The organism is Candidatus Campylobacter infans, from assembly GCF_013416015.1.
Classification (GTDB): Bacteria; Campylobacterota; Campylobacteria; order Campylobacterales; family Campylobacteraceae; genus Campylobacter; species Campylobacter infans.
This window is the reverse complement of the sequence record NZ_CP049075.1, coordinates 781,533-797,862: the sequence shown is the minus strand read 5'-3', so window position 1 is coordinate 797,862 and position 16,330 is coordinate 781,533. Positions and strand designations below refer to the sequence as shown.

Below are 16,330 nucleotides of genomic sequence, written 5' to 3'. Positions count from 1 at the left end.
TTTATAAATAAAAAAATGTAAATTTTAAAAAATAAAATTTAAAATTTGCAGATAAAAATAAAAAATTATGATTAAAAACTACTAAATAATTTTTAATAAAATCTATAAAATCATCTAAATATTTTATAGATTTTATTTAATTATTTTTAAAATTTTCAAATATTATTTATAACTCTTTTAGAGTATTAATAAATTCATCTACTAGCAAAGAGCCATCAATCTTGCTATGTTCAAATACCATAAAATAAAAATACTTATCCCCAGCTTTATCAGCCCATTTAGAGCCTAATTTGAGCTTTATTTGGCTATCATAATTTGTTCTATCATCTCCTTTTGTTTCTACCATGATGATATTTTCATTTTTTGTGCAAATAATAAAGTCTGGGTAATGATTAATAAAAGCATTTATACAAAATTTGGTATTTCTATGCCACCATTTTATATTATCTAGCCGTATAATTTCATCTAGCACTTTGTTTTCTAGTGAGTTTAAATCATCCATTTCTTCTTCATATAAAGATTTAGGGCGCAAAGAGCTTAATTTATGAGCTTGTAACACTGGCTGAAAACTAAAAGTTTGTTCTATTTTGATATTGCCTTTATTTAGTAAATCATAAAATATTTTTTCTCTATACTCACTTTTTAGTTCGTTGATTTTATTTTTTATTTTTATTGTGTAAGCGTCTATTTCATCTAGTAATTTTGCTTTGTTTTCATCGCTTAGATTATTTACTATGCGCTTTATATAGTCTTTTAAATCATTTTCACTTAAAGCATTATCTTTTCTTATCTTACCAAAAATTAACTCTATGCTTTGGCGAATTTTAGTTTCATCGTTTGTGGTTTTTAAATATTGTTTAAAATATTCGTTTTGCCCTGGTTTTATTTTTTTGTATTTTGGTAAATTATCGTCCTCGCTTAAATCTATTTCAAAAATATCATTTTGTGTTAGCTCAAAATTTATTTGCGTATCTTTATCTGCTAGCTTAAAATCCTTATCTAAATCCTCTTTTTCTAGCACCTTATATTTTATTTCTTTAAATAAAATAGAATTACTAGGCAATATTTTTATAAATTGCGGTAGTTTTGGCACTTCAAATTTTATTTTACTAGTATTCACTTTTAAATCTCCAAAATTATCAAAATTTGATGAAGTTTTTTCTACTTCGTTATCGTATTCATTAGCTATATTTCTAGCGTTTTCAAGGATATCGTTTTTTTGGCTATCTAGCTGTGTGTTTTTTGTGATATTTTCTACATTAATATCAGCAGATAAAAACTCACTATTTTTATCGCTATCATTTGTGTATTCAAAAATATCTTTATTTGGCAATTCTTTTGGTGTTTGCATTATTTCATCTAGCTCTGTAAAATCTTTTTGCCTATAATCATTTTTGCTAAATCCAGCGCCATTTAATCCAGCTATTACACTTTTAGCTGTTGCGTGAAAGTCATTAGAGCAAGTAAGCACATAGCTTACATTTAATTCTTGGTTTGTGTATTTTTTAGAATTTGGTTGGCGTAATACTCTACCTATTAATTGCTCTACATCTGTGGTGGAATTTTTATTTGCAATGCTGGCTAAAATATAAGCATAAGGGCAATCCCAGCCTTCTTTAAGAGCGTTAATTGTAATAATATATCGTATGTTACAATCTTTATTTAATAAATCAATTCCGTTTAATTCATTGATTTTAGCCGTTTTTATGGCTATTTGCTCTTTATTAATGCCGAGATTTATTAATTTGTTTTTCAATTTTTCAAAAGTATTGGCTTCTTCATTTGTTCCACTGTGTGCTTGAAATAACACTATTGGCCGTAAATTTGCATTTTCGTTTTTTGCTATTGCTTCTAATCTGTTTTGTGTGTTTATTGCTTCTTCTATAACGCTTGCTACATTGGCAAAATTACATAAAAATATAGGCAGTTTTACCATGTTTTCTTTTTTTAACTCTATGGCGTTTGTGTAGTGTATTATATTTGAGCTATTTTTTGGCGTTGCGCTAAGTTCATAAATAAAACTAGCATTTAAATTTTCAAGCATTTCAATGCTTAAATCACTCTTTGCGTTATGGCTTTCATCTACTATTACTATGGGCTTAAAATTTCTTATTACATTTATTACGCTTAATTTTTCTACATCTTTTAGGTTTTCTTTATCATCTAAAAAACTATCAAATTCAAGCAAATGGCCATTTTGTTGATACATTTTACGCATCTCTTTATTATTTATTCTTATACTAGCAAAGCTTAAAACGGCGATATTTAGGCTTTTTAAATTAATTTTATTTAATTTAGTTAGTAAATCATTTGAGCTAAAAATTTCTACATCACTACCAAAATCAGCGTTTAAACGCTCTCTATAAGGGTGATGTGGATTTTTTAAGTTTATTAGCGTTTGAGTAAGTATTGCTTCGCTTGGCACTAGCCATATTATAAAGGTTTTATCTAAGCTTGCTACGATATCGCTAATTGGCTTTATGCTAGCACACGCTATAAAAGTCTTGCCCCCACCTGTTGGGACTTTGGCGCAAATATTTGGCACGCCTTTTATATTATCATTGTATTTAACATTTTCTAAGCCTTTGCTTTGCCAGTATTTACGCCAGCCATTTGTTATGCCAAAGCTATCTAAGCACTCTAAATAGCTTTTTAAATCATTTATAGCTTTTTTTTGATATGATTTTAACTCCATTTTACACCTTTTTAATATCTCTTGGAATTTTTTTAAAAGTTATGCTATATTTCATCATTGTATCATTGCTAAGCACGCATATATCAGCATAAATCACATAAGCGCTAGCTTTTTTGATATTTGCTAAATACTCAAAATCTAGTGTGGTTATTTCATCTTTTTTATAAATAAAATAATAAGCCACTCCATTGCACTCACCTAAAAAATCGCTATCGTTTTGTTCGTATTTTTCTTTTGTTTCGCTAAAATAAATGTATTCTTTTATTTTGTTTGTGGCTACATTTTCATTTATATTGCCATTTTCTAGCAGCAATCTCTCTCCAAGTTCATAAAAGCTAAAATCACCACCGCAAGCAGTTGTTTTAGGCTCTTTGCCATAACCATCTATTACTCTACGCACACGCTCAGCAGTTATATTCTCAGCATAATCCTCCATTTCTACTAGGATAAATTTGCGATTTCCACCATCTTTTTTGTTTAGTTCTAAAACCGCGTGAGCGGTGGTGCCAGAGCCTGCAAAGCTATCTAGGATAATGGAATTTGTATTGGTTGCAAGTTTTATACAAAATTCTATTAAATTTTGTGGTTTTGGAAAAGTAAAATTTGAAATTCCAATTTTTTCTATTTCGCCTGTGCCTTTATCATTTGTAAAATTAGAATTCATCAAATCAAATGATGTAGCAATCAAATTTTCATTTTTATTAACCATAACATTTGTGCCAACTTGGAATTCTTTATCAATATAATTCTTAACTCTTAAAGTAGTTTTTGTTTCTACTAGAATTCCAAGTTTAGCAGCTGCTTTCATACGCTCAATAGTCCAAAGCCATCTGCGCCTATTACCCTTACTATCAACTGGTTTATACATTTTACCATTATATTCAAAGTCATAATCTCCGCCAACAGAATAACCTTGCGTTGATGAAGCAAGAATAGGACTGCTGTCGCCGTCAAAATATTTACCAATGTTATCAATTCTTATTTTTGTTAAGTCTCTTTCTATGATTTTATTAAAATAAGAAGTATTTTTATTTTTTGCATAAATTATAAGATAATCGTGCTTTGATGAAATGAAATTTTCTTGTGCTGGGCGCTGCGCTGATGTTAATCTAGGAATACACGCAACAGCGTTCCCCCCCCAAACACTTCATCACAAAGCAATTTTAAATTCGCCATTTCATTATCATCTATTGAGATAAAAATCACGCCATCATCGCTTAAAAGTCTGTGAAGTAGTTTTAAGCGCGGTAACATCATACAAAGCCATTTATCGTGGCGTGAAAGGTCGTCTTTACCTACTACTTCGCCTAGCCATTTTTTAATCTCTTTGCTATTTACATTATCATTATATACCCAATTTTCATTTCCGGTGTTATATGGTGGGTCAATATAAATGCATTTAATTTTGCCCTCAAAACGAGGCAAAAGAGCTTTTAAAGCTAGTAAATTATCGCCTTTTATAATCATATTATCGCTATTTTCAGCATTAAAGGTGTATTTTTGATTTAAGATGTGAAAAGGTGGATTGTGATTTATTACTTCATCTTTTCCTATCCAATTTAGAGATGGCATTTTTATCCTTTTTGTTTTTTTGATTGTAGCAAAATTTTGGCTACTTAATTTAAAATTTTAAACAAGCAAAATTAAAATTTCACCGCTTTAAAATTTTTTGGCTATAATTGCGCCTTTTAAAATTTCAAGGACTAAAAATGGATGTTAGAAAAGCGTATTTAGAATTTTTCGCTAGCAAAGGGCATGAGATAATCCCAAGCGCACCGCTAATCCCAGATGATGCAAGCTTGCTTTTTACAAATGCTGGTATGGTGCCGTTTAAAAGCATTTTCACAGGCGCCGTTCCGCGCCCAAATCCGCCAATTCGCACAAGCTGCCAAACTTGCATTAGAGCAGGTGGCAAGCATAATGACTTAGACAATGTCGGCTACACCGCGCGCCACCACACATTTTTTGAAATGTTAGGAAATTTTAGCTTTGGCGAGTATTTCAAAAAAGAAGCGATCGCTTATGCGTGGGAGTTTATTACCTGCGTGCTTAAACTGCCAAAAGAAAAGCTTTATGTAAGCATTTATGAAAAAGACGATGAAGCCTATGAATTATGGCAAGAGCATATAAGCAAAGAGCGCATTTATCGTTTTGGCCAAAAAGATAACTTTTGGCAAATGGGCGAAACTGGGCCTTGTGGGCCTTGTAGTGAGATATATTATGATCAAGGCAGCGAGCATTTTAATGGCGAGCAAGATTATATGGGTTGCGATGGGGATCGCTTTTTGGAGATTTGGAATTTAGTTTTTATGCAATATGAAAGAGATAAAAACGGCGAGCTAAAACCCCTGCCAAAACCTAGCATTGATACAGGTATGGGCTTAGAGCGCGTTATAGCCATAATGGAGGGCAAATTTTCTAATTACGATACAGAGCTTTTTATGCCTTTAATCAACGAAGTAGCAAAACTTTGTAATAAGCCTTATGAATATAACAAAGGCGCAAGTTATAGAGTAATAAGCGATCATATTCGCTCTGTTAGCTTTTTATTAGCACAAGGTTTAAATTTTGATAAAGAAGGGCGCGGATATGTGCTAAGGCGGATTTTACGCAGGGCTGTTAGGCACGGGTATTTACTAGGCATTAAAGAGCCGTTTATGTATAAATTAGTAGATGTTTTATGCGAGATTATGGGGTATCACTATGAATACTTAAACGAAAAAAAAGCATACATAAAAGAGCTTATTAAAATAGAAGAAGAACGCTTTTTATCTACCATCACAGCTGGCTTGGAGCTATTTAATGCTGAGCTAAAAAACACGAAAGATATTTTTAGCGGTGATGTAGCCTTTAAGCTTTATGATACTTATGGCTTTCCGCTTGATTTAACAGCTGATATGCTAAGAGAAAATGGGCTAAGCGTTGATAGCGCGCGCTTTGATGAATTAATGCAAGAGCAAAAAATGCGCGCTAAGGCTAGCTGGAAGGGAAGTGGCGATGAAGTCAAAGAAGATGGCGATTTTAAGGTGCTTTTAGAAGAGTTTGGAAAGAACGAATTTATAGGCTATGACAGGCTTGAATGCGAGGCTAAAATTTTAGCTCTTTTAGATGAAAATTACAAAAGAGTAGGGGAGTTAAAAGACAATCAAACAGGCTTTGTAATGCTTGATAAAACGCCTTTTTATGCAAACTCAGGCGGACAAATAGGCGATAAGGGCATAATAGAGGGCAATGAAGTGCTAGATACTAGAAAGTATTTTGAGCTAAATTTAAGCAAAATCATAGCCAAAAACGCCATAAAAAGTGGCGAAATAGTTAAATGCAAGGTAAGCTCTTTGCGCTTACAAATAAGACGCCACCATAGCGCAACACACTTGCTCCATTATGCTTTGCGCGAAATTTTAGGCTCTCATATAGCACAAGCTGGATCAAGCGTAGAAGCTGATAAATTGCGCTTTGATTTTTCACATCCAAAAGCATTAAGCGCCGATGAATTAACAAAAATAGAAAATTTAGTAAATGATCTAATCCAAGCGGGTGCAGAGGCTAAGACTGAAATTTTAAATATAGATGAAGCCAAAAAAAGTGGCGCCATAGCTTTATTTGGCGAAAAATACGGCGATAAAGTGCGCGTGCTAAGTCTTGGGCCATCAAAAGAATTATGTGGCGGGACGCATGTTAGTAATTTAAGCGAAATAGGGTGCTTTTTTATCACGCGTGAAAGTGGCGTAAGTGCTGGTATAAGGCGCATAGAAGCAGTTTGTGCTGGTGCTGGCGTAAAATACGGCTTACATTATAGAGCGCAAATAAACGAGCTAGTAAATGAGCTTAAAAATGCTGATTTATTAAATGCTGTCAAAAAACTAAAAGCTGAGCTAAAAGCAGCTAAAAACGAAGCCAAAAACGCAAGCAATGCTAAAAGCATAAACGCAAGCGAGCATAAGGGCGTAAAGCTTGTAATAAGCGAGTTTGATGGCGATATAAAAGCCAAAATTGATGAGCTTAAAAATCAAAATGAAAAAATAATAGCCGTGCTAGCAAAGGTAAATGATAATAAAATAAACCTAGCAGTAGGCATAAAGGGCGTGGAGCTAAAAGCTAATGAAATAGTGGCCAAACTAGCACCTATTATTGGCGGTGGCGGTGGTGGCAGGGCTGATTTTGCCACGGCTGGCGGCAAGGATGCTAGCAAATTAGACCAAATGCTACATGAAGCAAATAAGCTAATAACAAATAGCCTTTAACGCACTAAATTGGGCTTTTGGATAAATTTTAAAATTAAAATTTTAAGCTAAAAAGAGAATATTGATGAATCAAGCGGCTTTTTTAAAACATGAGCAAATTTTACCATTTTTACTTGTTAGTGGGGCGGCGTTTTTAATAGCCGCGCAAATAGCATTGGTGGTGCTTTGTAAGTATTTGCTAGCAAATGAAGAAAATAATAAATTAATCTTGCGCGATTTAAAAATTTTTTTTTATATTCAGTTTGTTTTATTGGTTCTTGTGGCCGTTTTTGGCTTTTTGGCGTCTTTACAAGATGATATGCGCCTAGCTGATCCTATGAAAAAGGCCATACTTGCTACAAAATGGGCGGTTTGTGCGTTTATTTGCGTAAATTACGCTTATATGTGGCATAAATATATGCGCGCAAAGGCGGCATTTTTAGCAAATGATCCTATTGAGGTTGGGGATAATCTTGTGCTAATTGCTTATTATTTTACTCCCTTAAATATTGTATTGTGTATATTTCATATTTATTTGGGTATTGCGTTTAGAGATTTTTAACGATTTGTTTGTGTTTTTAATGCTAAAATGCGCGCTCTAATTTCACATAAAGGATAAAATATGTCAGTAACATTTAAAGGCGCAGAGGCCACACTTGAAGGCAAAGGCGTAAATGTAGGCGATATCGCGCCAAAAGTTGAGCTTGTAGCTAAGGATCTTAGCACATTTAGCGTAGGCGATGCTAGCAATAAATTTCAAATACTAATTGCCGTCCCTAGCCTAGATACTGGCGTTTGCGCAAGCGAAGCTAGAAAATTTAATGAAAAAATCGCTAGTAAAGATAATGTAGAAGCTGTTGTGATTTCTATGGATTTGCCTTTTGCGATGGGGCGATTTTGTAGCACAGAGGGCATAGAAAATCTTAAAGTAGGTAGCGATTTTAGGGGAGCAAAATTTGCCAAAGAATACGGCATTTTGCTTGCTAATACGCCATTACAAGGGCTTTGTGCTAGGGCGATTTTTGTAATCAATCCCCAAGGTAAAATAAGCTATAAGCAAATAGTAGCAGAGATTACAAGCGAGCCAGATTATCAAGCGGTATTAGATGCGCTAAATTAAGGCTTTGGCGGTATTTCATCATTCAACGCGCTTAAATTAAGGCTTTTTTGATTTTTGCGCGTTTGAAATTTTAAATAAAGCGCGCATTTAAAAATTAAATGCGCCTTAAATTTTATTGCTTCGCTTTTGATTTTTACAAATTTTAACTTTATTAATGCGCTTTTTGGCAAGCGTTTTAATTAAAATTTTTTAAAATTTTTTGCGCTTAGCTTTTAAAAATGTTATTAATTTTAATTTTTTTCCAAAAGATTAAAGCAACCAAGCTGGCAATAAACTTTGCCACAAACATCGTAGCCCACACGCCATCTTGCCCAAAAAATCGCACCAAAACAAAAACCAGCGGTATGCTTAAACAATTACTAGCTATGGCTAAAATTAGCGATAAAATCGGTTTGTCTATGGCTGTAAAGATATTATCGCTGACATCTACAAACCAAGCGCACAAAAACACAAAGCCAAAAATCATTAAAGCATGGCTTGCTGGCTTGATAAACTCATTACTAGAATTAAAGAGCCAAATAATGGATTTTGGGGCGCACTCTACTGCTACAAACGCGCTCAAACAAATAAAAGCCGAACATAAAAAACTAAGCTTAACAAGAGCCAAAAAACTTCGGCGATTTTTCGCACCATAATGATAACTTAAAAGCGGACTTATGCCAGCTCCCATACCAGTAATTAGCGACATAAAAACAAACTCCAAGCCCACCAAAACGCTCAAAATCGCAACGCTATTTGGCGAAGCAATATCTAATAAAATGGCATTTGCGATTATCATAAAAATAGATGAAGAAATCATTATTAAAAAGCTTGAACTGCCATTTAATAAGATATTTTTAAGCAAGGCTAAGTTTATGAAAATTTTGCCGATTTTAAGATTTAAATTTTGAATGAAAAACGGCGCAATACCCATAAAAACGCCAACACACATACCAATGCAAGTAGCAAGTGCCGCACTAAAAAGCCCAAACCCAAAAACAACCAAAAATAAATAATCAAGCCCTAAATTTATCAAAGCTACTATTATATTTAAAAACATCGCATACAAGGGCTTTTTAGCAATTTTTAAATAATTATCCACAGCAAAATATAAAGCCACAAAAGGATAAAAAATAATATAAATCCTAGCGTATTCAATGCATAATTTTGCTAGCTCATAATCTTTAATAAAATATAAACATAAACTCTCAAAAATAGCTATCGCCAGCAAGAAAAAGCAAATCCCAAAACCCAAAATAAAAAGCAAAGAAAAAGAAAAAATCCCGCTTGCTTTTTGGACTTCTTTTTTGCCCAAATGAAGCGAAATTTGCACCGATGAGCCGATGGCTATTATGTCGATTAGGCTAAATGCGATCATTATAAAAGGCATTATTAACCCAGCAGCTGCCAAGGCTTTAACGCCTAAAATTTGCCCCACAAAAATATCATCAACCAAAAAATATAACGACATAAAAAGCAAGCTTAACATACTTGAAGATGCGTATTGAATGAAAGATTTTAAGATTTTTTTCATAGTTTATCCCTAAAAAAGGCGCGATGATAGCTTAAAATTTTAAATTAAATTTACTAAGCCAAAAAAATTTTCACAAAATTTTATTTTTTTTTGTTTCATTAACATTTTGTTTTTTTTTGTATATTTGTTTTACAATTTCTACAAAAGGAAGTCTTATGAAAGGCAAAATCTTAGGTGCTGACTTTATTAAACTCAGCCCTAGAAAAATCAAGCATATCCACACTTTAATGGCGTGTTTTTCTAGCTCTTGTGGGATTTGTTTTATGTTTTGTAAAAATGCATTTTTAATTAAAACATTAATTTTTGTTTCATTGTGCGGATTTGCTCTTTCAACAAGCTGGCTTTGGTAGGGGTTGTTTGGCGATTGAGTGCAAAATAAAGCAATTTGTCTTTTTCGATTTCAAGGGCAAATTTTAAAAATTTTGCCTGCTTTAAGTTCTCTTTGCCTACTTGATTTTGGGCTTCTTTATCTTTGCAAAATGTTGCATTAAATTTAAGGTGTCTTTATCAAGCGTGTCAGCTCGCTTTTGTAAGTCAAGCATTAAATTATCAAAGGCATCTTGGCTCATATTTTGCCCAAATTTTGCCTTTGCGCTTAAATTTTCTACCTTGATGACACCGACAAAAGTGTGCCTTTGCACTCCCGCAAAAGGGCTTTTTTCAAGGCAAAAAGTGGTATTTTGTGGCTCGTATTTGCGCACAAGAGCGTCTAAAATCTCGCATTTTTGCGCTAAATCCTGCACCACTTCAAAACGCCCCTCAATCAACACCGAAAAGAAAAACTGCGTGGGTGTCATTTTGCCACCTAAAAAGCGTGAAGGTATGTAAGAATAAGGCTTTGCCGCACTAAATACCACGCTTGGTTCGTTTTTTAAAAGCTCAAATTTACGCCCACTTCCCGCACCGTGAAAGTAAATGCCGCCTTTTGTAGCGTAATTTTCATCAAAGCAAAAGCTTATCGGCACGGCGTATGGCAAGGGCGTGTCGGGTATAACCATCGTCCCAAAGGGCATTTGCGAAAGCATAGTTTTGATAAGCGCGAAATCATCGCATTTAAATTCATCTCGTCTCATCTTAGCCTTTTTAAGTAAATTCTGCGCAGTATTTTAACGATTTGCTACTTAAAACAACGCTTTACGCCTTGCTTACAGCAAAATAAGCAAATCTTCAAAATTTTCTTTTGTTATCATTTTAACTCTTTTTAGGATTTAATTTTGCGATTGTAGCAAAATTTATTGAAATTGTTTTGCTTATTTGCATGCAAATTTTAGGATTTAATTTTGCGATTGTAGCAAAATTTATTGAAATTGTTTTGCTTATTTGCATGCAAAGTAGGGCGAGTTTAATTTATATCGTAAATAAAATTGTAAGTGTGATTTATAAAGCCAATATTTAAAAGGGCTTTCATTTTAGACTTATTAGACTTAATTTGTAAATTTTAATAACATTTTAAAATCAAGGCGTTATTAATCAATCAAACAAACTAGCCAAAAATTAAATAAAATTCAAAACTTACAATAAAAAATTCCAAAAATTTTAAAATCAACTTAAAATCTGCAAAATGCGTAAAATTCGGTATTTGAAAAGGTAAAATACATACTATATTTTTAATTTTGTATTGAAAACTATAATTTACACTTTATTATATTTTTAGCTGTTTTGGCCTGTTAGCTGCTGTCTTTTAGCCCGTAAATATAAGCTTTTATAATTTTACCATTTGAATAAACTAATTTATCCACGAAATTTAGTGTAATTTAAAAAGAATAATTTTATATATTATTTTGCGTATTATAATGCGTATAATTTTATTTATTATTTTGCGTATAATTTTGCCAGCTAGAAATTAAAATTTTGCCAGCTAAAAGCTAAAAATTTATCAGCCAAAAATTACAACAACTTTGCCAAGCAAAATATAAAAATCCGCAAGCTTAAACAAAAATAAATTAAATAAAATTTGAAAGTTAAATTAAAAATAATAAAAAGCTTAAATTAAAATTTTAAAATAAATTAGCAAATAGCACTGCCCTATTTCAAAATCCATAATAAATTTTAAAATTTGTAGCAAATGCCGAATAAATCGGTGAAAATAAATTATGTGTTTTCTATTTTTTGCATTTGTGAGAAATTTTCAACGGTTTTATCCCACATCAATTTATATTTTCTGCGTAAAAATTCCACTTCTTCTTGTGCTAATTTTAGCTGTGTGTTGAGATTTTCTACTGTTTTGCGGTCTTCATCGTATAATTCTTGCATAGAATACAAAGCCTCTTTTAAAAAACTATTTTCATTTTTTAAGGCTTCGAGGGTTTCGTCTTTGGCATCAATTACCTTTTCGTGCATATTTAAAATGGTGCCAATTGTCTTTTCTATAAAGCTAGCACCGCTTAAAATTTCTCTTTTTTCTTCTACGATTTCATTATTTATGCTAGTTTTTGCGCCAAGGGCAAGCGAGTTTTCATCGGTTTCTACATAAATTTTATTATTTTCAATCTTTGCTTTTAGCGAGCCTTTGTTTATCATTTCGCCCACTGTTTGTTTATTTAAATGCGTTAAACGACAAAATTCATCAATAATAAGGTAAGTTTTCATACCCGTTCCCCTAATAAAACTTCGATTTTTTTGCTATCTTCTTCTAAATTTGCGGCTTGTTTGGCGCGCTCTTCTATTAGTTTTGCTGCTAGGTTTTCGTTATTTAAAGCTAGCATTTGCACGCTTAAATATGCTGCATTTTTTGCCCCTGCTTTGCCTATGGCTAGCGTGGCTACTGGTATGCCCGCTGGCATTTGCACGGTAGAATACAACGCATCTAACCCATCAACAGCAGAGCCTGGCATAGGCACGCCAATAACTGGTTTTATGGTATTTGCAGCTACTGCGCCTGCAAGATGAGCTGCCATACCAGCCATACATATAAATATCTCAGCGCCACGCTTGCTAGCATCTGCTACATAAGCTATGGTTCGCATAGGACTACGATGAGCCGAGCTTATAATCAGCTCATATGCCACGCCAAAATTTTCTAAAATTTTGCTGGCTTCGCAAGCGATTTCATAATCGCTTTTTGAGCCTATTATTATGCTTACAAATTTCATTTTTATCCTTATATATTGTGGTTTTATACGCAATTTTTATTCCAAAAATTTTAAATTGCAAGGCGGATTTTAGCTAATTTTGCGTTTTATATGGCTTAAATTATGCTACAATTGCGCCCTTATTTAAGGAGCGTAAATGAAACTATCATCTCGCATTTCAAGGCTGAGCGAGAGCCTAACTATCGCTATTTCAACAAAGGCAAAAGAGTTAAAAGCAAGCGGTAAAGATGTGCTAATTTTTAGTGCTGGTGAGCCTGATTTTGACACGCCAGATGCTGTAAAAGATGCTGTAAAAGCAGCAATGGATAAAGGCTGTGGCAAATACACGCCAGTAGCTGGCACGCTTGATGTGATAAATGCCGTGCGCGCTAAATTAGAACGCGATAATGGCCTAAAATACACACAAAAACAAATAATTACAAATGTAGGCGCAAAACAATCAATCTTTGAAGCCTTACAATGTTTGATTGATGCGGGCGATGAGGTGATAATACCAGCGCCTTATTGGGTTAGTTATCCTGAGATTGTGCGCTATTGTGGCGGTAAGCCAGTTTTCATAAATACAAATGAAAGCACAAATTTTAAACTAAGCGCGCAGGCATTAAAAGATGCTATCACGCCAAACACAAAGGTTTTAATGCTAAATAGCGTAGGCAATCCGTGTGGTGGGGTTTATACCAAAGCCGAGCTAGAAGCAATAGCAAAAGTGCTTGAAAACACGCAAATAATCGTCCTTAGCGATGAAATTTATGAAAAATTAAGCTATGAAAGCGAGTTTGTAGCCACTGCTAGTATAAGTGATGATATGTTTAGGCGCACTGTTACTATAAATGGATTAAGCAAGTGCGCAGCTATGCCTGGCTGGCGTTTTGGCTATGCAGCTAGTGCTTCAAATGAGCTAATTGCAGCCATGCAAAAACTCCAAAGCCAAAGCACAGCAAATATCGCTAGCATCGTCCAAGCTGGCGCAATCCCTGCCCTACTTGGCAAATGCGATGACTATGTAGAATATATGAAAAAAGAATACATAAAACGCCGAGATTACGCTGTCGATGCGATAAATAAAATCGATAAATTAAGTGTAATAAAACCTGGCGGGGCGTTTTATTTGTTTATAAACTGCTCGCTTGTAGAAAAAGACTCTATGAAATTTTGTAAAAGAATGCTTGATGAGGCCTTGGTAGCGTGCGTGCCGGGCGTTGGTTTTGGTATGGATGGATATTTTAGATTTAGCTTTGCTTGCGAGCTAGAAAATATAAAAGAAGGCATAAAACGAATTGAAAATTTCATAGCAAATTATTAAAATTTAGCGCGCTTGATTTAAAATTTAGCGCGCTTTTCTTGCTTACTTTTTATTAAAATCCACAAATTATCTTTTCTTTAAAAAAAACTTCCTTAAAATTTTCTGCGTTTTTTATTAGATAAATAAATTATTAAATTAAAATTTCTCTTTGTTTTTTTGCATTTTCTGCGCTTAAAACGCCTGCTTTTTCTAATTGCTCTATGATATTAGCTGCGCGGTTGTAGCCCACATTTAGCCGTCTTTGTAAATAGCTAATTGAAGTTTTGCGCTCTTCAAGGACTACCCTAACGGCTTCATCAAAAAGCTCATCTTTATTAGCTAGGCTAACCTCGCTGGTTGCGCCTGTGCTATCTTGGGTCATTAAAAAGCTTTCATCATAATTTGTGCCTTGCTGGGATTTTAAAAATTCCACGATGTTTTCTATTTCGCTCTCGCTAGCAAATGGCGCGTGTAAGCGCACAAGCCCTGGGCTGCCAGGCGGTGTAAAAAGCATATCGCCACGCCCTAGCAAGCTTTCTGCGCCCATTTGATCTAATATCACCTTGCTGTCTATTTTTTGCCCTACTCTATAACTTATGCGACTTGGCAAGTTTGCTTTAATTAGCCCGGTTACGACATCTACGCTTGGGCGTTGGGTGGCTACTATTAGGTGAATGCCGCTTGCGCGCGCCATTTGGGCTAAGCGACCTATGCTAAACTCCACATCTTTGCCACTAGTCATCATCAAATCTGCCAGCTCATCGATGATTATTACTATAAAAGGCATTGTTTCTTCGCCTTGTTCTTTCATTTTGGCATTGTAGCTTTCTATGTTTTTGGTTTTTGTTTGTGCCATTAGTTTATAGCGGCGCTCCATTTCATTTACTAAATTTTGTAATACTCCCACTGCTTGCTTGGCTTGGGTTATAACTGGCGTTAAGAGATGCGGGATATCATTATACATTGAAAATTCCAACATCTTAGGATCTATCATTATAAGGCGCAAGGTTTTTGGGCTATTACGATAAAGCAAGCTTAAAAGCATAGCATTTATGCCCACGCTCTTGCCACTGCCTGTCGTGCCAGCAATCAACAAATGCGGTAATTTTTTAAGATCAGTAACAAAAGGCGCGCCGACAATATCCTTGCCAAGTGCGATGGTTAGCTCGCTTTTTGCGTTTTTGTAAATATCGCTTTGTAAAATTTCTCGCAAATAAATCGTTTCAATATGCTGATTTGGTATTTCAATGCCAACTACATCTTTACCAGGGATTGGCGCTTGAATGCGAATGGTTTGTGCTTTAAGCGCCATTGCTAAATCATCTTGTAGATTTAAAATTTTACGCACTGGCACATTTGGGGCTGGCTTAAACTCAAATGTAGTTACCACAGGTCCTGAATAAGTCCGCACCACATCGCCTTCTATTTTAAACTTGCGAAGTTTTTCTAATAAATTTACTATTTTGCCATCGATTTCGTATTCATTTACGCTGGTTACGCGTTTTGGTGGCTGAGCTAAAAAATCCAAACTAGGCAATTTAAAGTCTTTTGGAATTTCAACCTTACCTTTTTCTATTTGTGCTAAAAGTTCTTTATTTTCGGCTACTTCTTGGAGTATTTCAACGCCAGTGGAGGTTAGCTTTTTGGCGCATTTGTCGTCTGTTTCATCTTTTTTTTCTTTTTCGTCTTCTTCGTTTAAAATTTCGCTTGCGTTAGCTGAAATTTCATCTGTTTTTTCATTTAAAATTTTATTTTCATTTAAAATTTCGTTTAAATTCTCGCCCGGATTTTTGTCTAAATCTTGGCTTAAACTCGTGCTTTGTTGGCTTGCTGGCTCTTGGGAATTTTGCTTGCTAGGGTAAGTTGTGGGATCAATTATTGGCGTTGGATAAGGGCTTGATTTTTTGCTTTGCTGGATTTTTTTGTTTAATTTATCTTTAATGCTCAAACTCATTTTTAGCACAATTTCAATTTTTTTCTCAAAACATAGCCCAACAGCTATCAAAAAGCACGCTATGGCCATAAATACAGCCCCGATTGTACCTATGCTAGCTTTTATGGTATCAGCCAACAAAGTGCCAAAAAGCCCGCCAAAGCTAGGTTTTATCATACTTAAAGCCAGCAATACACTTAAAAAAAGTAGCAAAACACCGCAAGTCTGGCTAGCTAGCTCCCAGCTGAATTTTTTGTGCTTTTTAAATACTTGCCACGCGCTATAAATCAAAACAAAAGGATAAACACAAGCAAAACTGCCAAAATAAGCATAATTAAGCGAACCTATCAAATGCCCTGCTCGCCCTACAAATACAGCATTTGGGCTAATTGTTGAAATCCCAAAAAACATTAAAATAAAAGCTGATATGATAAAAAGTGCCAAACGCAAAATAAATCCTTTAAGCAAAAAA

Annotated in this window: 13 protein-coding genes; 5 read left to right on the top strand and 8 right to left on the bottom strand. The window is 34.2% G+C overall.

What is annotated here, in order from left to right; translation table 11 throughout:
• Positions 1-166: 166 nt before the first annotated feature.
• Genes CINF_RS04100 through CINF_RS09070 form a run of 3 tightly spaced genes read right to left on the bottom strand, consistent with a single transcriptional unit; the run spans position 167 to position 4,267 of the window.
• Entirely contained in the window at positions 167-2,695 is a 2,529-nt protein-coding gene (locus CINF_RS04100; protein WP_179975843.1) for a DEAD/DEAH box helicase, read from the bottom strand.
• A gap of 1 nt (position 2,696) precedes the next feature.
• Positions 2,697-3,767 carry a DNA methyltransferase gene (locus CINF_RS09075; RefSeq protein ID WP_275690520.1) on the bottom strand — a complete coding sequence of 357 codons (1,071 nt, stop codon included), beginning with the start codon at positions 3,765-3,767 and terminating at the stop codon, positions 2,697-2,699.
• Between the two features lie 32 nt (positions 3,768-3,799).
• On the bottom strand, positions 3,800-4,267 hold the full coding sequence (locus tag CINF_RS09070; protein ID WP_179975842.1) for a DNA methyltransferase: 468 nt from the start codon (positions 4,265-4,267) through the stop codon (positions 3,800-3,802).
• A gap of 137 nt (positions 4,268-4,404) precedes the next feature.
• On the opposite strand from CINF_RS09070, the gene alaS reads away from it, so the two are divergent.
• The 3 genes from alaS to tpx all read left to right on the top strand — a co-directional run bounded on the left by alaS (position 4,405) and on the right by tpx (position 8,038).
• Entirely contained in the window at positions 4,405-6,939 is a 2,535-nt protein-coding gene (gene alaS, locus CINF_RS04085) for an alanine--tRNA ligase (RefSeq protein WP_179975841.1), read from the top strand.
• A gap of 64 nt (positions 6,940-7,003) precedes the next feature.
• The gene (locus tag CINF_RS04080; protein ID WP_179975840.1) at positions 7,004-7,480 is read left to right on the top strand and encodes a hypothetical protein; all 477 of its coding nucleotides are present in this window, start codon (positions 7,004-7,006) and stop codon (positions 7,478-7,480) included.
• 60 nt (positions 7,481-7,540) lie between these two features.
• Positions 7,541-8,038, top strand: a complete 498-nt coding sequence (gene tpx / locus CINF_RS04075) for a thiol peroxidase (protein WP_179975839.1) — start codon at positions 7,541-7,543, stop codon at positions 8,036-8,038.
• Positions 8,039-8,243: 205 nt separating this feature from the next.
• On the opposite strand, the gene CINF_RS04070 is transcribed toward tpx, so the two are convergent.
• A complete protein-coding gene (locus CINF_RS04070) occupies positions 8,244-9,551 on the bottom strand; it encodes an MATE family efflux transporter (protein ID WP_179975838.1) in 1,308 nt (435 codons plus the stop codon).
• A 155-nt stretch (positions 9,552-9,706) separates the two neighbouring features.
• Here CINF_RS04070 and CINF_RS04065 point away from each other — a divergent pair, with 155 nt between their 5' ends.
• Positions 9,707-9,901, top strand: a complete 195-nt coding sequence (locus CINF_RS04065) for a hypothetical protein (RefSeq protein ID WP_179975837.1) — start codon at positions 9,707-9,709, stop codon at positions 9,899-9,901.
• Between the two features lie 96 nt (positions 9,902-9,997).
• Here the strand turns inward: CINF_RS04065 and CINF_RS04060 are convergent, their stop codons facing one another.
• From CINF_RS04060 to purE, 3 genes are all read right to left on the bottom strand, one after another.
• Entirely contained in the window at positions 9,998-10,624 is a 627-nt protein-coding gene (locus CINF_RS04060; protein WP_179975836.1) for a pyridoxamine 5'-phosphate oxidase family protein, read from the bottom strand.
• A 1,018-nt stretch (positions 10,625-11,642) separates the two neighbouring features.
• Positions 11,643-12,140: a DUF3972 domain-containing protein gene (locus CINF_RS04055; protein WP_178696462.1), complete on the bottom strand. Its 498-nt coding sequence runs from the start codon at positions 12,138-12,140 to the stop codon at positions 11,643-11,645.
• The gene (gene purE, locus CINF_RS04050) at positions 12,137-12,643 is read right to left on the bottom strand and encodes a 5-(carboxyamino)imidazole ribonucleotide mutase (protein ID WP_179975835.1); all 507 of its coding nucleotides are present in this window, start codon (positions 12,641-12,643) and stop codon (positions 12,137-12,139) included. The genes CINF_RS04055 and purE overlap by 4 nt, the downstream gene beginning before the upstream one ends.
• A gap of 136 nt (positions 12,644-12,779) precedes the next feature.
• Between purE and CINF_RS04045 the strand changes: the two genes are divergently transcribed.
• On the top strand, positions 12,780-13,946 hold the full coding sequence (locus CINF_RS04045) for a pyridoxal phosphate-dependent aminotransferase (protein WP_179975834.1): 1,167 nt from the start codon (positions 12,780-12,782) through the stop codon (positions 13,944-13,946).
• 130 nt (positions 13,947-14,076) lie between these two features.
• Here CINF_RS04045 and CINF_RS04040 read toward each other — a convergent pair whose 3' ends face one another.
• Positions 14,077-16,308 carry a DNA translocase FtsK gene (locus CINF_RS04040; RefSeq protein WP_420808767.1) on the bottom strand — a complete coding sequence of 744 codons (2,232 nt, stop codon included), beginning with the start codon at positions 16,306-16,308 and terminating at the stop codon, positions 14,077-14,079.
• Positions 16,309-16,330 lie beyond the last annotated feature (22 nt).